13 protein-coding genes are annotated in these 15,887 nt (G+C 73.9%); 3 read left to right on the forward strand and 10 right to left on the reverse strand.

Going from position 1 to position 15,887, the window contains the following annotated elements; translation table 11 throughout:
- Positions 1 to 11: 11 nt before the first annotated feature.
- From EST92_RS14810 to EST92_RS14835, 6 genes are all read right to left on the reverse strand, one after another.
- Positions 12 to 947, reverse strand: coding sequence for a hypothetical protein (locus EST92_RS14810; RefSeq protein WP_174244021.1), 936 nt, complete (start codon positions 945 to 947; stop codon positions 12 to 14).
- A gap of 136 nt (positions 948 to 1,083) precedes the next feature.
- Positions 1,084 to 2,607: a hypothetical protein gene (locus EST92_RS14815; RefSeq protein WP_174244022.1), complete on the reverse strand. Its 1,524-nt coding sequence runs from the start codon at positions 2,605 to 2,607 to the stop codon at positions 1,084 to 1,086.
- A 145-nt stretch (positions 2,608 to 2,752) separates the two neighbouring features.
- On the reverse strand, positions 2,753 to 3,397 hold the full coding sequence (pcp, locus tag EST92_RS14820; protein ID WP_129281403.1) for a pyroglutamyl-peptidase I: 645 nt from the start codon (positions 3,395 to 3,397) through the stop codon (positions 2,753 to 2,755).
- An 88-nt stretch (positions 3,398 to 3,485) separates the two neighbouring features.
- Positions 3,486 to 4,454 (reverse strand): DUF979 domain-containing protein, encoded by a 969-nt coding sequence (locus EST92_RS14825; RefSeq protein ID WP_129281404.1) that lies wholly within the window; start codon positions 4,452 to 4,454, stop codon positions 3,486 to 3,488.
- Positions 4,451 to 5,161: a DUF969 domain-containing protein gene (locus EST92_RS14830; protein ID WP_129281405.1), complete on the reverse strand. Its 711-nt coding sequence runs from the start codon at positions 5,159 to 5,161 to the stop codon at positions 4,451 to 4,453. The genes EST92_RS14825 and EST92_RS14830 overlap by 4 nt, the downstream gene beginning before the upstream one ends.
- A gap of 160 nt (positions 5,162 to 5,321) precedes the next feature.
- Positions 5,322 to 6,065, reverse strand: coding sequence for a GntR family transcriptional regulator (locus tag EST92_RS14835; protein ID WP_129281406.1), 744 nt, complete (start codon positions 6,063 to 6,065; stop codon positions 5,322 to 5,324).
- Positions 6,066 to 6,362: 297 nt separating this feature from the next.
- Between EST92_RS14835 and EST92_RS14840 the strand changes: the two genes are divergently transcribed.
- Genes EST92_RS14840 through EST92_RS14850 form a run of 3 tightly spaced genes read left to right on the forward strand, consistent with a single transcriptional unit; the run spans position 6,363 to position 8,619 of the window.
- Positions 6,363 to 7,139 carry a 5-oxoprolinase subunit PxpA gene (locus EST92_RS14840; RefSeq protein ID WP_129281407.1) on the forward strand — a complete coding sequence of 259 codons (777 nt, stop codon included), beginning with the start codon at positions 6,363 to 6,365 and terminating at the stop codon, positions 7,137 to 7,139.
- Entirely contained in the window at positions 7,136 to 7,756 is a 621-nt protein-coding gene (gene pxpB, locus EST92_RS14845) for a 5-oxoprolinase subunit PxpB (RefSeq protein ID WP_129281408.1), read from the forward strand. Before EST92_RS14840 ends, pxpB begins: the two co-directional genes overlap by 4 nt.
- Positions 7,756 to 8,619: a biotin-dependent carboxyltransferase family protein gene (locus EST92_RS14850; protein ID WP_129281409.1), complete on the forward strand. Its 864-nt coding sequence runs from the start codon at positions 7,756 to 7,758 to the stop codon at positions 8,617 to 8,619. The genes pxpB and EST92_RS14850 overlap by 1 nt, the downstream gene beginning before the upstream one ends.
- A 32-nt stretch (positions 8,620 to 8,651) precedes the next feature.
- On the opposite strand, the gene EST92_RS14855 is transcribed toward EST92_RS14850, so the two are convergent.
- The 4 genes from EST92_RS14855 to EST92_RS14870 are packed head-to-tail and all read right to left on the reverse strand — an operon-like array spanning position 8,652 to position 15,602.
- Positions 8,652 to 12,284 (reverse strand): hydantoinase B/oxoprolinase family protein, encoded by a 3,633-nt coding sequence (locus EST92_RS14855; RefSeq protein ID WP_129281410.1) that lies wholly within the window; start codon positions 12,282 to 12,284, stop codon positions 8,652 to 8,654.
- The gene (locus EST92_RS14860; RefSeq protein ID WP_254068817.1) at positions 12,281 to 13,243 is read right to left on the reverse strand and encodes an SGNH/GDSL hydrolase family protein; all 963 of its coding nucleotides are present in this window, start codon (positions 13,241 to 13,243) and stop codon (positions 12,281 to 12,283) included. The genes EST92_RS14855 and EST92_RS14860 overlap by 4 nt, the downstream gene beginning before the upstream one ends.
- Positions 13,240 to 14,478 carry a glycosyltransferase gene (locus tag EST92_RS14865; protein WP_129281411.1) on the reverse strand — a complete coding sequence of 413 codons (1,239 nt, stop codon included), beginning with the start codon at positions 14,476 to 14,478 and terminating at the stop codon, positions 13,240 to 13,242. The genes EST92_RS14860 and EST92_RS14865 overlap by 4 nt, the downstream gene beginning before the upstream one ends.
- Entirely contained in the window at positions 14,475 to 15,602 is a 1,128-nt protein-coding gene (locus EST92_RS14870; RefSeq protein ID WP_129281412.1) for a glycosyltransferase family 1 protein, read from the reverse strand. The genes EST92_RS14865 and EST92_RS14870 overlap by 4 nt, the downstream gene beginning before the upstream one ends.
- Positions 15,603 to 15,887: the final 285 nt, after the last annotated feature.

Below are 15,887 nucleotides of genomic sequence, written 5' to 3' on the forward strand. Positions count from 1 at the left end.
CGCCGCTCCCCTCAGCCCGAGTGGAAAGGCAGGCCGGCGTCCGAGACCAGGTCGAGGTCGTCGGTGTCCTCGCCCGGCAGCAGTGCGGCACTGCCGTCGGCGACGGGGACGATGCCCAGCTCCAGGAGTTCGGCCATGGCGGCGCTGCCGGCCATGTCGCGGACCTGGAGCTGATAGCGGGCGGTGGTGCGGTAGGCGCCGCCGGAATCGTCGCCGGTGCGCTGGAGGAAGCCGGAGTCGACGAGGAAGGTCACGGCCTTGGCGATGATGCCGGTGGTCGAACCGGCCAGCCGTCTGGCGTCCTTGGTGGCACCGGTCGCGCTGCGCCGGGCGTAGATGCGCCAGGCGGATTCCAGGCCGGGGGCGTCGGTGGCCGGGTCGGTGTTCTCGCCCTCCTGCTCGGCCCGCTCCTCCAGACGTCGGCAGGCCTGCCGGACGAAGGCGTCCACGCCGTTGACCGTGATCCGGCCGATGTAGCCGTCGTCGGCGAGGTCCTCGGGGCGGGGGAAGGCCAGCGCGGCGACGGCGAGATGGGCCAGGCCGTGCAGGAAGCGGTCGGCGGAGTCGGTCGAGGCACGGCGGGCGTACTCACCCATGCGGACCGCGAAGACGGAGTCCTCGGCGGCGGTGACGGCCATCCCGGCGCGGGTGGAGACCTCCAGGACGACCAGGCCGAGACCGGTGGCGACGGCGTCGGCGAGCCGGGCGAAGGCGGGCTCGTCGCGGTAGCGGCGCAGGAGTTCGCCGTATTCGGCGTCGCGAGCGGGCAGCAGCTTGGGCTGGAGGCCGAAGGAGACCAGCCGGGCGGCGTCCGCGGCATCGGCGGGGGTGACGGGCGCGGGCCCCGCCGCGGCGGCCGGACCGGCGTCGGCGGTGGGCGCGCCCCAGCCCGGCTCACCGGCCCCGGACACCGGGTCCGGCTGCGGCGCGTCGTCGTACTGGGTCACGGAACAAGCTCCTTGCGGGGGACGGTCTCGGACATCTCGTGCCGGCGCGACGCCGGGCCGCCGCCCGGCGCGCTCCGGTCCGGCGGGGCCGGGCGGGTGGTGCCTCCTGTCGGTCGGTCGCCCCGGGCGCGGGCCATCACGCCACCTCCGAGCGGTCCGCGGCCATGCCGGCGGCGTCCAGCAGAGCCGTGCCGACGATGAGGTCGGCGCCGCCGAATTCGGGGTCCATCAGCTCCGTGCCGTCATCGACGGCGAAGAGCAGCTGCTGTTCGCCCTGGCGGTAGGCCGTGCCGACCGGCGGGCTGGCGGCATGGACCGCCAACAGGGCGACGAGGTAGGGGAGTTCGGGATCGCCGCGGCGTGCCTCGGCGAGCAGGCCGGAGAGCCTGCGCGGGGCGTCGGCGGGCAGCGTGAGCAGCGCCATCGCGGCGTCGAGCTGGGCCTCGCTGAAGCGGCTGTCGTCGGGGGTCGTCACCAGGTCGGGCTCGGGCATCTCGGCGCCGAGGTGCTCGCGCTCCACGGGCGGGGTGAGCAGCACCTCGACGAGGTCGCCCATGCGGACGGCGGAGGGCGTGCGCAGGCCCGTGCCGTGGGCGAAGAAGGCGTCGGTGACCCGGATGGCCTGCTCGGCGGGGAGCGGCAGCAGGGGGGCGACGAGCTGGCCGTACAGATCGAGTCCGGAGCGGGCGACGGGGGTGGCGAAGGCCTGCCGGTCCTGCTCCGCGCGGAAGAGCGGGCCGGCCTCCAGCAGCCGGGACTGGAGCTGGGTGTGGCGGCGGATGCAGTCCTTGACGATGTCGACGAGCTCGGCGGCGCGGCGCTTGTGCTCGGGCTCCTCGGTCTCGTCGCGGGCCTTGCGGATGTTGGTGAGGATGGCGTTCTCGTGGCGGTAGCGGTCCGCGACGTGGTCCAGCGCCTCGTTGATCATGTCGGGGACGGTCTCCAGCCAGTCGACCGCGCGGACGTTGCGGCGGGTCGCGTCCAGGGTCCGGCGCAGGGTCTCGGCGTACTGCACGGTGCGGTAGCGGGCCTGCTCGGCGGCGAGCTGGGCGTCGGCGAGCCGGCCGCGGTTGATCAGCACCTCGAGCTTGACCTCGGCGGCGATCTGGGCGCTGGTGACATCCGTGTCGAGCGCGCCGACCAGGACGTTGACCGCTTCGTCGGTGGCCCGCAGATAGACGCTGCCGCCGCTGCCGGGGACCTCCTCGATGAGCTTGAAGTCGTAGTCGCGGCGGACGTATTCGCCCTCGGTGGTGAAGGTGCCGTACACGGCGCGGAAGCCGCGGTCCACGCTGCCGACGTTGATCAGATTCTCCAGCACCCAGCGGGCAACCCGCTCGTGCTCGCCCGCGGGGCGGCGGGGGGCCTGGGCGGCGACCCTCGGGAGCACCTTCGCCACTATTTCCTCGTGGTCGGCGCCGGTGTCGAAGTCCATGTTGAGGGTGACCAGATCGATGACGGCGAGCGCCACCTCCGCCATGGCGTAGCCGCCGTATTCGCCCGCGAGGTTGGCCTTGCGCACGTCGAGGTCGTGCAGCGGCGCGGTGCACGCAAGGGCGCGCAGCCGGCGGGCCAGGCCTTCGTCGGCGGCCGGGCCCGGCGCGGGCCGCTGAGGGCCGTTGAGCTGGGGCGCAGCGGCCCCCGGGGCGGGAAAAGTCACGTCGCACAGAGTAGGCGCTCGCACTGACAACGGACGAAACGGCGCGGATCCGTGCATGGGTGGAACCGCTGGTGGATCCGTTGACGGGCCGCCCGCCGGCCGACGCACCAGTTTACGACGGGGCGCGGCGCGGCCGGCTGCCAGGTCAGTGGGTGGTGCCTCCGGCGGCGCGGATATCGGTGTGGGTGTGTGCGGCGGTGCGGGCGATCTCGCACAGGGCCCGGGTGGCGGCGGTGACCGGGAGCGACGGCTGGACGCGGTCGACCACCTGCTCCGGCGCATAGGGGACGTGCACGAAACCGCCGCGCAGGCCCGGCAGTTCGGTGGCGATGAGATGGGCGAGGCCGTAGAAGACGTGGTTGCAGACGAAGGTGCCGGCGGTGTGCGAGACGGAGGCAGGGAGCCCGGCGGCGCGGACCGCGGCCACGCAGGCCTTGACCGGCAGGGTGGAGAAGTACGCGGCGGGGCCGCCGGGCACGATCGGCTCGTCGATGGGCTCGGCACCGGCCGCGTCGGGGATGCGCGCGTCGTCCAGGTTGATGGCGAGGCGTTCGACGGTGATGTCGGGACGGCCGCCCGCCTGGCCGGCGCACACCACTATGTCGGGCCGGGTCTCCTCGATCGCGGCGCGCAGCACGGCGATCGAGGCTCCGTAGACGCAGGGCAACTCGACGGCGGACACCTCGATGCCGGGCGGCGGCGCGGCCGCGGCGGCACGGACCGCCTGCCAGGAGGGGTTGGTGGTTTCGCCGTCGAACGGGGCAAATCCGGTCAGCAGTACCCGGGTCATTCGGTCATCCTCGGTGCGGTCGTCCTGGGGCGGAGGCGGGCACGGTGGCCGGGGCCGCCGTGCCCGGCGGTCCGGCAGCGGCACCGGCTCAGAAGGCGAACAGCGCCATGATGACGATGTTGCAGCCGAGCAGCACACCCGCAGTGGGCAGCTGCGCCTTGATGGGTCCGTACTGGTCCTTCAGTTCCAGCAGGGCCGCCGGAACGATGTTGTAGTTGGCGGCCATCGGCGTCACGAGGGTGCCGCAGAATCCGGCGAGCATGCCGACGGCCAGGACGGCGGCGGGGTTGCCGTCGAAGTGGCCGATCAGTACGGGCCAGCCGACGGCCGCGGTCATCACGGGGAACGCGGCGAAGGCGTTGCCCATGATCATGGTGAAGGCGAACATGCCCACGCAGTAGACGACGATCGCGATGTAGAGCGAGTCCTTGGGCAGCACCGAGGTGGTGAGCTTGCCGACCTGGTCGCCGACGCCGGAGGCCTGGAAGATGGCGCCCAGCGTGGCCAGCATCTGCGGCAGCAGCATGGCCCAGCCCATGGTCTCCAGCATCGAGCGGCCGGACTCCACGGGCACCGAGATCCGCGTCTCACGGAGCATGATCATGCCGACGGCGAGGGCGACGACGGCTCCGACGCCCAGGCCCAGAATGGTCTCGCTGCCCTCCTCGAGGACCGGCTGCCCCCCGAAGGACAGGTGCTTGACGCCGATGGCGCAGGCCATGGCCACCGCCGGAATGGTGAGCGCGGGCACGAACAGCTTGTTGCCCAGGCGGGCGGCGCTGGCCGTGCGCTCCTCGGGAGTGGTGGTGCGCGGGGTGCCGCGCCCGGTGAAGCCGAAGCCGGCCAGCGCGGCCATCAGGAGGACGGCGACGCCCAGCGGCTCGGCCGGCGCCTGCTTGGTGACGACCCAGCTGCTGTAGATGAAGCCGGCGCCGATCAGGCCCCAGAAGGCTCCGGTGCCCAGGCGCTTGGGGTTGCTGCGGTCGGTGACCATACCGGCAGCCATCACCAGGAAGCTGAGGCCCACCAGCCAGTAGAACCACTCTGCCTTGATCACTTGGTGGCCTCCACTACGGCGTGGTCCGGGACGTTGGCGGTGAGCAGTTCGCGTTCCAGGTGGCGGTCCAGGCGCAGCAGCCGCCAGCCGTGGACCACGAAGGCGCACACCGCGGTGGGGATCGCCCACAACGCGAGCTGCAGCGGTTCGAGATGGGTGCCGTAGGTGGTGTTGACGAAGCCGGTGATCAGCAGGATCGAGCCGACGGCGAGGAAGACGTCCTCCCCGAAGAACAGGCCGACGTTGTCCGCGCTGGCGGAGAAGGACCTGACCTTCTCCCGTGTCCGGTCCGGGAGTTGGCCGAACCTGCGCTCCGCCGCACCCTCGGCCATCGGGACGCCCAGCGGACGGACGGTCTGGGCGTGGCCGAAGACATTGGTGAGCCCGACCGCGGCGCCGATCTGCCGCAGGCCCAGGTAGAGCGCGAGGAAGCGGCCGGTGGTGAGCCGGGCGAAGCGGGCGATGAGATTGCGGGCCTGTTCCTGGAGGCCGTAGCGCTCCAGGAGGCCGATGACCGGGAGGGTGATCGCGAAGATGGTCACGGCCCGGCTGCCGGCGAATCCCGCACCGAACGCGGCGAGCACCTTGCCCGGCGACAGCCCGCCGAGCAGGCCGGTGGCAATGCCGGCCACCCCCACGACCAGGAGGGGATTGCGTTTCGTGGCGAAGCCGATCACGACCACGAGCACGCCGAGGAGCACGATCATGGGTCCGCCTTCCGCGTACGGGGACTCAACGAGTCCGTGAGGAGAGGGAGAAGATTGCAGCGGAGGCTAGGCGATTGTTCAACGATCCGACAAGGGGTCTGCGCGAACGGATGTCCGGCGGATGTCCGGGACCCCCGCGCAGCGGGGCACACCGCGCGCCTCATCCCTCCGCGATGCGCTCGGCGTAGGCGCCCGACAGCTGACGGCGCGCGTCCTCCAGATAGGCGTGCAGCAGCCGCTCGGCCTCGGGGGCGTCGCCCGCCTGCAGGACTTCCACGATCTGGCGGTTGCGGGTCAGGTAGGGCGCGTAGAAGCGCCGGGGGTCGGCCATGACGTGGAAGACCAGCCGGAGCTCGGCCAGCACCCCCCGCATCAGCTCCTCCGTGCGCGGGCTGCCGGCCAGGGCCACGATGCCCTGATGAAAGCGGATGTTCGCCGTCGAAAGGTCCTGCCACTCCCGGGCCTCGGAGGCGGCCTCACCGGCCCGTACGGCGGTCTCGATCGCCGCGATGGCCTCGGTCGCCGCGGCGCCGTACGGCCCCTCCCCCAGGCTTCGTACCGCCGCACACTCCACGAGCGTGCGCACCCGGTAGATGTCGTCCAGATCCTCGACCGTCACCACCCGCACGAACACCCCGCGGTTGAGCTCGTGCACCAGCAGCCGCTCATGGGTCAGCAGCCGGAAGGCCTCCCGCAGGGTGTTGCGTGAGACGCCCAGCGCACCGCCGATGCTCTCCTCCGAGAGCCGGGCGCCGGGCGGGAAGTAGCCCTCGGTGATCCGGTCGCGCAGGATGTCGGCGACCCGCTCGGTCGTACTGGAGCGCCCCAGCTGGGCGCGGTCCCGCTCCAGGCCGGCGACCTCGGTGAGCCGCCCCTGATCATTCTTTGCCACGCCGCCGGTCATGCCGCTCCCGCTCTCGTGCCGTACCGGGGCGGCCTGTGCGGCACCCCGGCGTCGTATGAGCGGAAGTCAATCCCAGACGGGAGGACGAAACAACGCATCCGCCGCCGGATGTGGCACACCTCTTGTCGGATCGTTGAACGATCCCCTACGTTGTCCCCACGACGGTCGGCTCGCGTGCCCTCGGGGGAGCACCACTGCGGATACGGGCCGGCCGGGACGAACCGCGCGCCCCCACCCACCGACGGGCCGCCCGCGCCCCGCATCCCACCGGCATCGAGCACCCCGGAACGGACAGACATGAGCGACCCAGCGGCTCCCTGTGTCATCGACCTCAACGCCGACCTCGGGGAAGGCTTCGGCCGCTGGCAGCTCACCGATGACGAGGCCCTGCTCTCCGTCGTCACCAGCGCCAATGTCGCCTGCGGCTTCCACGCCGGCGATCCGTCCACGATGCGCCGGGTGTGCGAACTGGCCGCCGGGCACGGCGTCGTGATCGGCGCCCAGGTCTCCTACCGCGATCTGGCCGGCTTCGGCCGCCGCGCGATGGACGTCCCGCCGGACGAACTCGCCGACGAGATCACCTACCAGATCGGCGCACTGGAAGTCTTCGCCCGTGCCGCCGGCGCCCACGTCGGCTACGTCAAGCCGCACGGCGCGCTCTACAACCGCTGTGTCCACGACGAGGAGCAGGCCCACGCCGTCATCGCCGGCGTCCGCGCCGCCGGCGGCGCCCTGCCGGTCCTCGGACTGCCCGGCTCCCGGCTGCACGAGGCCGCCCGTGACGCGCAACTCCCCGTCGTCGGCGAGGCGTTCGCCGACCGCGCCTACACCGCCGAGGGCACCCTGGTGCCCCGCCGCGAGCCGGACGCGGTGATCCACGACCCGGACGAGGTCGTCAAGCGCGCCCTCGGCATGGCGCGCGACCAGGCCGTCACCTCCCGCGACGGCACCCGCGTCGCCCTGACGGCCCGCTCCCTGTGCCTGCACGGCGACACCCCCGGCGCCGCCGACCTCGCCCGGCGGGTCCGGTCCGAACTGACCGCGTCCGGCGTCCACCTCCGGAGCTTCGTATGAAACCGCTGCCGGTCGGGGAACACGGGCTGTTGATCGAGCTGGACAGCGCGGAGGAGGTAGAGGCCCTGCACGCCGAACTTCTCCGGCGGGCCGCCGACGGCGCCCTGCCGCCGCTGCGCGAGATCGTGCCGGCCGCCCGTACGGTCTTCCTCGACGGCCTCGCCGACCCGCGCGGGCTGCTCGCCGAACTGGCCACCTGGGACATTCCGCCGCTGACCTCGGGAGACCGCCCGACCGTGCGGATCCCGGTCCGCTACGACGGCCCCGACCTCGCCGATGTCGCCGCACTGTGGGACGTCACCCCCGAAGAGGTCGTACGGCTGCACTCCGCCACGGAGTTCCATGTCGCCTTCTGCGGCTTCGCCCCCGGCTTCGGCTATCTGACCGGACTTCCCGAGCCGCTGCACGTGCCGCGCCGCGACACCCCCCGCACCAAGGTCCCGGTCGGCTCGGTCGCCCTCGCCGGCCCGTACACCGGGGTCTATCCCCGCTCCTCCCCCGGCGGCTGGCAGCTGATCGGCACCACCGACACCGTCCTGTGGGACCCGCGCCGGGAGCCGGCGGCGCTGCTCGTCCCGGGTACCCGCGTCCGCTTCGTCCCGCAGGAGACCGCCTGATGACCGACCGCGCGTTCTCGGTCGTCCGGGCCGGTGCGCTCACCACCGTCCAGGACCTCGGCAGGCCCGGCCATGCCCACCTCGGGGTGCCGCGCGCCGGCGCCCTGGACGCCCCTGCGCACCGCCTCGCCAACCGCCTGGCCGGCAACCCCGAGTCCGCCGCCACCCTGGAGACCACGCTCACCGGCTGTGCGCTGCGGGTGCGTACGGCCACCACCGTGGCCGTCACCGGCGCCCCCTGCCCGGTGACCGTCGACGGCCGCCCCGCCCCCTGGGGTGCCCCGGTGCGCGTCCCTGCGGGCGCTGTCCTGGACGCGGGTCCGGCCACCCACGGGCTGCGCTCCTACCTCGCCTTCGCCGGCGGCATCGCCACCGAGCCGGTCCTCGGCAGCCGCGCCGCCGACCTGCTCTCCGGCCTCGGGCCCGACCCGCTCGCCGAGGGCGCGGTCCTCCCCCTGGGCGATCCGCACGGCCCGCCGGCCACGGCGGACGCCGTCCCGCACCCGGGCCCGGTGACCGAACTACTGCTTCCCTTCCTGCCCGGCCCGCGCGACGACTGGTTCACCGACGCCGGTCTGCGGACCCTGGTCACCGGCCGTTTCCGGGTCTCCCCGGCCGGCAACCGCATCGGGCTGCACACCGAGGGCCCGCCCCTGGAGCGCGCCCGGGCCGGTGAACTGCCCAGCGAGGGCATGCCGCTGGGCGCGCTCCAGGTCCCGCCGAACGGCCTGCCGGTCCTCTTCCTCCACGATCACCCGACCACCGGCGGCTACCCGGTCGTCGGCGTGGTCCCCGAGCGCTTCCTGGCCCCCGCGGCGCAGGCGACACCCGGGACACCGGTCCGGTTCCTCCGGATGCGCTGAGGGCCGTCCCGTCATCCCTGCCCGCCCGCCGGTCAGCCCTCCTCCGGCGACCCGTATCCCCCGCCGCCCGGTGTACGCATCACCAGTACGTCGTCCACCCCGACGTCGGCCGCGTCACAGCCCGCGAGGTCCTCTCGTGAACCGTCCGCCCGCTCAAGGGAGTTGACGCCCAGCGCCCCCGGAGCGCCGCCCGCCATGCCGTACGGCGCGACCCGGCGGTGGTTGGTCAGCAGGGCGACGGTCATCGGCTCCAGGAAGCGCAGCCGGCGCTCGACCCCGCAGCCGCCGTGCCAGCGGCCCCTGCCGCCGCTGCCGGCACGGAGGGTGAAGGCGTCGACCCGGACGGGATAGCGCCATTCCAGCACTTCGGGGTCGGTCAGCCGGGAGTTGGTCATATGGGTCTGGACGGCGTCCGCGCCGTGGAAGCCGTCGCCCGCGCCCGATCCGCTGGCGACGGTCTCGTAGTACTGCACCCGGTCGTTGCCGAAGGTGAGGTTGTTCATGGTGCCCGACCCCTCGGCCTGGACGCCGAGGGCGGCGTAGAGGGCGCCGGTGACGGCCTGGGAGGTCTCCACGTTTCCCGCGACGGTGGCCGCCGGGAAGACGGGGGCGAGCATCGAGCCCTCCGGGATGCGGACCCGTACGGGTTTGAGGCAGCCGCTGTTGAGCGGGATGTCGTCGGCGACCAGGGTGCGGAAGACGTACAGGACGGCCGCCATCACCACCGAGGTGGGCGCGTTGGCGTTGCCGGGCTGCTGGGGTGAGGTGCCGGCGAAGTCGAGTACGGCGCTGCGGGCGGCGCGGTCGACGGTCAGCGCGACACGGATCTCGGCCCCGCTGTCGGTTTCGTAGCGGCAGCTGCCGTCCGACAGCCGTGCGATGATCCGCCGCACCGATTCCTCGGCGTTGTCCTGGACGTGCCCCATATAGGCCTGGACCACGTCCAGGCCGAACTGCTCGGTCATCCGGCGCAGTTCCTCGATGCCCTTCTCGTTGGCGGCGATCTGGGCGCGCAGATCGGCGAGGTTGGCGTCCGGGGCACGGGAGGGGTACGGGCCGGCGGTGAGCAGCTCGCGGGTGGCGCGTTCGCGCAGCGCGCCGTCGCGGACCAGCAGCCAGTTGTCGAAGAGGACGCCCTCCTCCTGGATGGTGCTGCTGAAGGCGGGCATCGAGCCGGGGGTGATGCCGCCGATCTCGGCGTGATGACCCCGGGAGGCCACCAGGAAGAGCAGCTCGGGAGGGGTGCCGGCGCCGTCCGGCGCGTCCTGGTCGAACACGGGGGTGACGACGGTGACGTCCGGGAGGTGGGTGCCCCCGTGGTACGGGTCGTTGACCGCGTACACGTCGCCCGGCCGCATCTCCCCGCGGCGGCGTCCGAGCACCTCCTTGATGGACTCCCCCATCGAGCCCAGATGCACCGGAATGTGCGGGGCATTGGCGATCAGATTGCCGTCGGCGTCGAAGAGGGCGCAGGAGAAGTCGAGGCGCTCCTTGATGTTGACGGAGTGTGCGGTGTTCTCCAGGCGGACACCCATCTGCTCGGCGATGGCCATGAAGAGGCTGTTGAAGACCTCCAGCATCACCGGGTCGGCTTCCGTGCCGGCCGCGACCCGGTCGGTACGCGGCCGGGTCCGGGTCAGCAGGAGGTGGCCCGACTCGCCCGTCTCGGCCTGCCAGTCGGGGTCGAGGACCGTGGTCGCGTCCTGCTCGGCGATGATCGCCGGGCCGGTGAGGACATCGCCCGGGCGCAGGTCGGTGCGCCGGTAGAGGCCGGTGTCCTGCCACCGTCCGGCCGTGTACATCCGGACCGTCGCGGCGGGCCGCAACTCCCCCTCCCGGCCGCCGGATCCGGCCTCGTACCCGCGTGCTCCGCCGGCCGTGCCGCGCGCCTCGACCGAGACCGCCTCGGCCACCAGCGGCTTGTCCATGGTGAAGGCGTAGCGCGTGCGGTGTGCCCGGACGAAGTCGGCGGTCATGGTGTCGGCATCGGCCAGCGGGACGCCGATGGTGGAGTCGGTCCCGGCGTAGCGGATCAGCACTCGGGCCCGCGTGGTGACCGACTCGTCCGGGACCCCGTCGTCGAGGAGTTCGCGCCGGGTCTGCCCGGCGAGCGCGTCGCAGACCTCGCGCACCCGGCGCAGCGCATCGGGGTCGGTGAACTCCGCCTCGACGGCCTGTTCGCGCATCGCGGTGGCGTCGGCGACGCCGATGCCGTACGCGGAGAGCACCCCGGCCAGCGGGGGGACGAGCACCGTGCCGATGCCCAGCGCGTCGGCGACCGCGCAGGCGTGCTGGCCGCCGGCGCCGCCGAAGCTGGTGAGGGCGTAGCGGGTGATGTCGCGGCCGCGCTGGACGGAGATCTTCTTGACGGCGTTGGCCATGTTGAGCACGGCGATGTCGAGGAAGCCGGCCGCGACCTCCTCGGGGCCGCGGTCGTCCCCGGTCTCGGCGGCGGCCCGTGCGGCGAGCTCGGCGAAGCGGGCGCGGACCACCTCGGCGTCCAGCGGCTGGTCGCCGTCCGGTCCGAAGACCGCGGGGAAGTGGGCGGGCTGGATGCGTCCGAGCATCACCTGGGCGTCGGTGACGGTGAGCGGTCCGCCGCGGCGGTAGCAGGCCGGCCCCGGGTCCGCGCCGGCCGAGTCCGGGCCGACCCGGTAGCGGCGGCCGTCGAAGTGGAGTACGGAGCCGCCGCCGGCCGCGACGGTGTGGATGTTCATCATCGGGGCGCGCATCCGCACGCCCGCGACCTCGTTGCCGAAGACCCGCTCGAACTCGCCCGCGTAGTGCGACACATCGGTGGAGGTGCCGCCCATGTCGAAGCCGATCACCCGGTCGTGGCCACCGGCCTCGGCGGCGCTGCGCGCCATGCCGACGACACCGCCGGCGGGTCCGGACAGCACCGCGTCCTTGCCACGGAAGTGCTCGGCCTGCCGCAGTCCGCCGTTGGACTGCAGGAACATCAGCCGGATACCGGGGAGTTCGGCGGCGATCTCGTCGACATACCGGCCCAGGATCGGGGAGAGGTAGGCGTCAACGACGGTGGTGTCCCCGCGCGGCACCAGCTTCATCAGCGGACTGACCTCGTGCGAGCAGCTGACCTGCGCAAAGCCCGCGCGCCTGGCCAGCTCGGCGACGGCCCGCTCGTGGTCGGTGTGGCGGTAGCCGTGCAGCAGCACGACGGCGGCGCTGCGCAGGCCGTCCGCACGGGCCCGGATCAGCGCCCGGCGGACGGGCTCGGCGTCCAGCGGCCGGACGAGCTCGCCGTGTGCGCCGATCCGCTCCGGTACCTCGATCACCCGGTCGTAGAGCGCCTCGGGCAGCACGATGTGCCGGTCGAAGATCCGCGGCCGGTTCTGGTAGGCGATCCGCAGTGCGTCCCGGAAGCCTTCGGTGGTCAGCAGGACGGTCGGCTCGCCCTTGCGCTCCAGCAGGGCGTTGGTGGCGACGGTGGTGCCCATCTTGACGACGGCGACCCGCTCGGCGGGCACCGGTTCGTCCGGGCCGAGCCCCAGCATCATCCGGATGCCGGCCACCGCGGCGTCCCGATAGCGCTCGGGGTGGTGCGAGAGCAGCTTGCCGGTGACCAGCCGCCCGTCCGGCCGCCTGCCGACGACGTCCGTGAACGTGCCACCGCGGTCGATCCAGAACTCCCAGCGCCCGGTCATCCCGCCATTGTCGCAGCGCCCTTCACCGTCCCGGCGGTTTTCCACAGCGCGCCGCCCGGCTCGGTCGTTGCGGCGCCGCCCGGCTCGGTCAGGGCGGCGAGCGCGGTACGGGTGGCGCGCTCGGCCGCGGCGTCCAGCAGCCGGCCGGAGCCGGCCACACCGTGCCGGCACTCCTTCAGGGCCAGGGCGAGCAGGCCGGGCAGCAGGTCCGTGCACCGGTCGGCGACCCAGCGGGTGCCGCGGGTCGCCATCCACACGGCCGATCCGGCGCGGGTCGGCGGCGGGCCGTCGAGGGCGAGCGCGGGCGGCGGCCCGACGGGCAGGCCGGCGGCGGTGAGCGCCGTATGGAAGCCGCGGGCCAGCAGCCGGTGGCCGCGCTCGCTGGGGTGCAGCCGGTCCACGCTCCAGGAGGCGCGCTCGGCGACCCAGGGGTGGTCGGCGAGGTGCAGATGCACGCCCTGGTAGCGGGCGGACACCGCGTGGACCACGGTGTTGACCGCCTGCATCCGGCGGGCGAGCGGACGGGCCAGCGGCCCGGGCAGCCCCAGCATCCGGCCGGGGTCGGGCAGACAGGCCGTCAGCACCACGGCCCCGTCGGCGCTCAGCGCGCCGTGCGCCCGGTCCAGCGCGGCCGTGACCCGCTCGATGGCGAAGGCGGCGCGCAGGGTGTCGTTCGCCCCGACGATCAGTGAGGCGAACCGCGGACGCAGCTCCCGTGCCAGGGGCAGCTGCCGCTCGGCCACGTCCGCCGTCTGTGCGCCGCTGCACGCCAGGTTCACCAGCTCCACACCGCCCGGCCGCTCCCCCAGCGCCCCGGCGAGCAGGGCGGCCCAGCCGCGCCAGCCGCCGCCCGCCACGGGGTCGCCGAGGCCTTCGGTCAGCGAGTCACCGAGCGCGACGAAACGGGCCGGGACCGGAAAGCGCTCACCGACCGCCGTCCCCTGCAACCTCACCTTCACCACCCGCCCCTCGGACCGGCCGGGTACGGCGAGGCCGCGGCGGCGAGGGGACGGGCCAGCGGGGCGGGCGCGTCGTGCGCGGCCAGGAAGGCGTCGACGGCGGGCTGCCAGCCGTAGCCCTCGGCCCGCCGGCGGGCGGCCGCGCGCCGGGCCGGCTCGGGCCGGGCCAGCACCCGCTGGACGGCATCGGCGTACGAGGGCCCGTCGTCGAGGGCCGTGTCGCCGCCGTTGCCGACGAGGCCGGCCAGCGCCGAGGCCGCGCTGGCGACCACCGGCGTGCCGCAGGCGAGCGCCTCCAGGGCGGCCAGGCCGAACGTCTCGGCCGGTCCGGGCGCCAGCGCGACATCGGCGGCGGCCTGGAGCGCGGCGAGGCGGGACCGGTCGGCGAGGTGCCCGAGGAACGCCGCGGGCAGCCGCTCGTCCCGTGCCCGGCCCTCCAGGCGGGTGCGCAGCGGGCCGTCACCGACCACCACCAGGGCCGCGTCGACCCCGCGTCGGCGCAGCTGGGCCAGGGCGTCCAGGGCCCGTCCCGGCCGCTTCTCCTGTGACAGCCGGGAGCAGAGCAGCAGCAGGACCTCCGCCCGGCCCGCGGTGCGCCGGCGCAGCGCGGCGCTGCGGCAGTCCGGGTGCCAGGCGTCGAGATCGACACCGAGCGGTGCGCGCACCACGTTCCGCGCGCCGACCCGGGTGAACTCCGCCGCCGCCCACTCGGTGGTGCACACCACCCGGCTGTAGGCGTGCGCCGTACGGGTGTTGAGCCGGTCCGCGGCGGCGCGGGCGAGCGGCTGCGGGACGCCCCAGGTACGCAGCACCCCGTCCACGCTCTCGTGCGAGACCATCATCGCCGGCACCCGGGCCCGGCGCGCCCACTCTCCGGTCCAGCGCAGCGTCGTACGGTCGGAGACCTCCAGCCGGTCGGGAGCCAGCGCGGCCAGCAGCCGCTGCAACCGGGGGCGGTCGGTGAGCATGCGGTAGCCGCCGCTGCCCGGCAGTTCCGGCCCCGGCAGGGTGATCACCCGTCCCTGTGCGGTGTCCTCGTCGTGGATCCGGGCCGGCGTGCCCGTCCCGTCCGGCCGCGGCGGTCCGGGCACGATGAGCACCGGCTCGTGGCCGGCGGCCCGGTAGCCCGCGCCGAGTTCGCGCAGTGCGGTGCGCAGTCCGCCGGAGGCCGGGGTGACGAAGTTGGCGATCCGGACGATGCGCAGGCCCGTCCCTGAGTCGTGCCGCGCGGTCATGCCGCCACCACCGTCCGGTCGCTCAGCACGGCCTCGTAGTGGGCCAGCAGCTGGTCGCCCACCGCCTCCCAGGTGCGCTGCGCGACCGCGCCACGGGCCGTGGCGCCGTACCGGGCGCGCAGCTCGGCGCTGCCCGCCAGGAAGCGCACCGCGTCCCGGAAGGCGGCGCCGTCGCCCGGTGTCACCAGCAGCCCCGTACGGCCGTGGTCCACCAGGTCGAGCGGGCCGCCCGCCCGCGGCGCCACCACCGGCACACCCGAGGCCATCGCCTCCTGCACGGTCTGGCAGAAGGTCTCATACGGACCGGTATGCACGAAAACATCCAACGAGGCGTAAAGACGGGCGAGTTCGTCGCCGGTGCGGCGGCCCATGAAGCGGACCTCCGGCAGCGCGGCCCGCAGCCCGGCGGCGCTGGGGCCGTCCCCGATGACGACGGTGCGCACGCCCGGCATCCGCGAGGTCTCGGCCAGCAACCGGACGTCCTTCTCCGGCGCCAGCCGGCCCACGTACCCCACCAGCAGCTCCCGCCCCGCGGCCAGCGAGCTGCGCAGCACCGCGTCACGCCGCCCGGGGTGGAACCGTTCGGAGTCGACACCGCGCGGCCACAGATGCACCCGCGGCACACCGTGCTCGGTCAGATCCAGCAGGGCGGCACTGGACGGCGCCAGGGTGCGGTCGGCGGCGGCATGCACCGCCTTGATGCGCCGCCAGGCCGTGGCCGCACCGCCGCCGAGGTAGGTACGGGCATAACGGCCCAGGTCGGTCTGGTAGACGGCGATCGCGGGCACCCGCTGCCGGGTGGCCGCCGCCATCGCGCGGGCGCCGAGGACGAAGGGACTGGCGAGGTGCACCAGGTCGGGGCGGTGCCCGGCGAGCGCGGCGGACAGCCGCCGCCCGGGGAGCGCGATCCGCACCTGCGGATAGCCCGGCAGCGGCACCGAGGGCACGCGGACCACGGGGCAGGGGCTCTCCTGGGTACCGGAGGCCGGCGCCGCGCCACCGAGCGGTGCGATGACGAGCGGATCATGACCGCGCCGAACGAGGTGCCGGGCGGTTTCCAGGGCGCAGTGGGCTACGCCGTTGACATCGGGCGGGAAGGATTCGGTGACGAGGGCGACACGCATACGGCTGTTCTCGGCGCACCGTGCGTGGAGGGGACCAAGGGGATCTTTCCAGCCGGAGAACGTCCCATGAGCGTTCCTCTGCTTCCCACGTTTTTGTCTTTCCCGCCGTGCGAGTCTCTCGCCGTTTGTCGCCCGCTTCGCGGTGCGCTGTCCGTTGCGCTTTGCGGCGCGCCGTACGTTGTCGGCTTTCCCGCCGTGCGAGTCTCTCGCCGTTTGTCGCCCGCTTCGCGGTGCGCGCGCCGTGGCTCCCCCACTGCCTGAAGGGCGTGGGAGGTACCCCCACGC

The sequence above is a fragment of the Streptomyces sp. TM32 genome (assembly GCF_004122755.1).
In the GTDB taxonomy this organism is placed as follows: Bacteria; Actinomycetota; Actinomycetes; order Streptomycetales; family Streptomycetaceae; genus Streptomyces; species Streptomyces sioyaensis.

Coding starts and splice junctions, on each gene's coding strand:
- EST92_RS14835 (WP_129281406.1), bottom strand. CDS start 6,065: ATGACCGGCGGCGTGGCAAAGAATGATCAGGGGCGGCTCACCGAGGTC.
- EST92_RS14840 (WP_129281407.1), top strand. CDS start 6,363: ATGAGCGACCCAGCGGCTCCCTGTGTCATCGACCTCAACGCCGACCTC.
- pxpB (WP_129281408.1), top strand. CDS start 7,136: ATGAAACCGCTGCCGGTCGGGGAACACGGGCTGTTGATCGAGCTGGAC.
- EST92_RS14855 (WP_129281410.1), bottom strand. CDS start 12,284: ATGACCGGGCGCTGGGAGTTCTGGATCGACCGCGGTGGCACGTTCACG.
- EST92_RS14850 (WP_129281409.1), top strand. CDS start 7,756: ATGACCGACCGCGCGTTCTCGGTCGTCCGGGCCGGTGCGCTCACCACC.
- EST92_RS14865 (WP_129281411.1), bottom strand. CDS start 14,478: ATGACCGCGCGGCACGACTCAGGGACGGGCCTGCGCATCGTCCGGATC.
- EST92_RS14870 (WP_129281412.1), bottom strand. CDS start 15,602: ATGCGTGTCGCCCTCGTCACCGAATCCTTCCCGCCCGATGTCAACGGC.
- pcp (WP_129281403.1), bottom strand. CDS start 3,397: ATGACCCGGGTACTGCTGACCGGATTTGCCCCGTTCGACGGCGAAACC.
- EST92_RS14830 (WP_129281405.1), bottom strand. CDS start 5,161: ATGATCGTGCTCCTCGGCGTGCTCGTGGTCGTGATCGGCTTCGCCACG.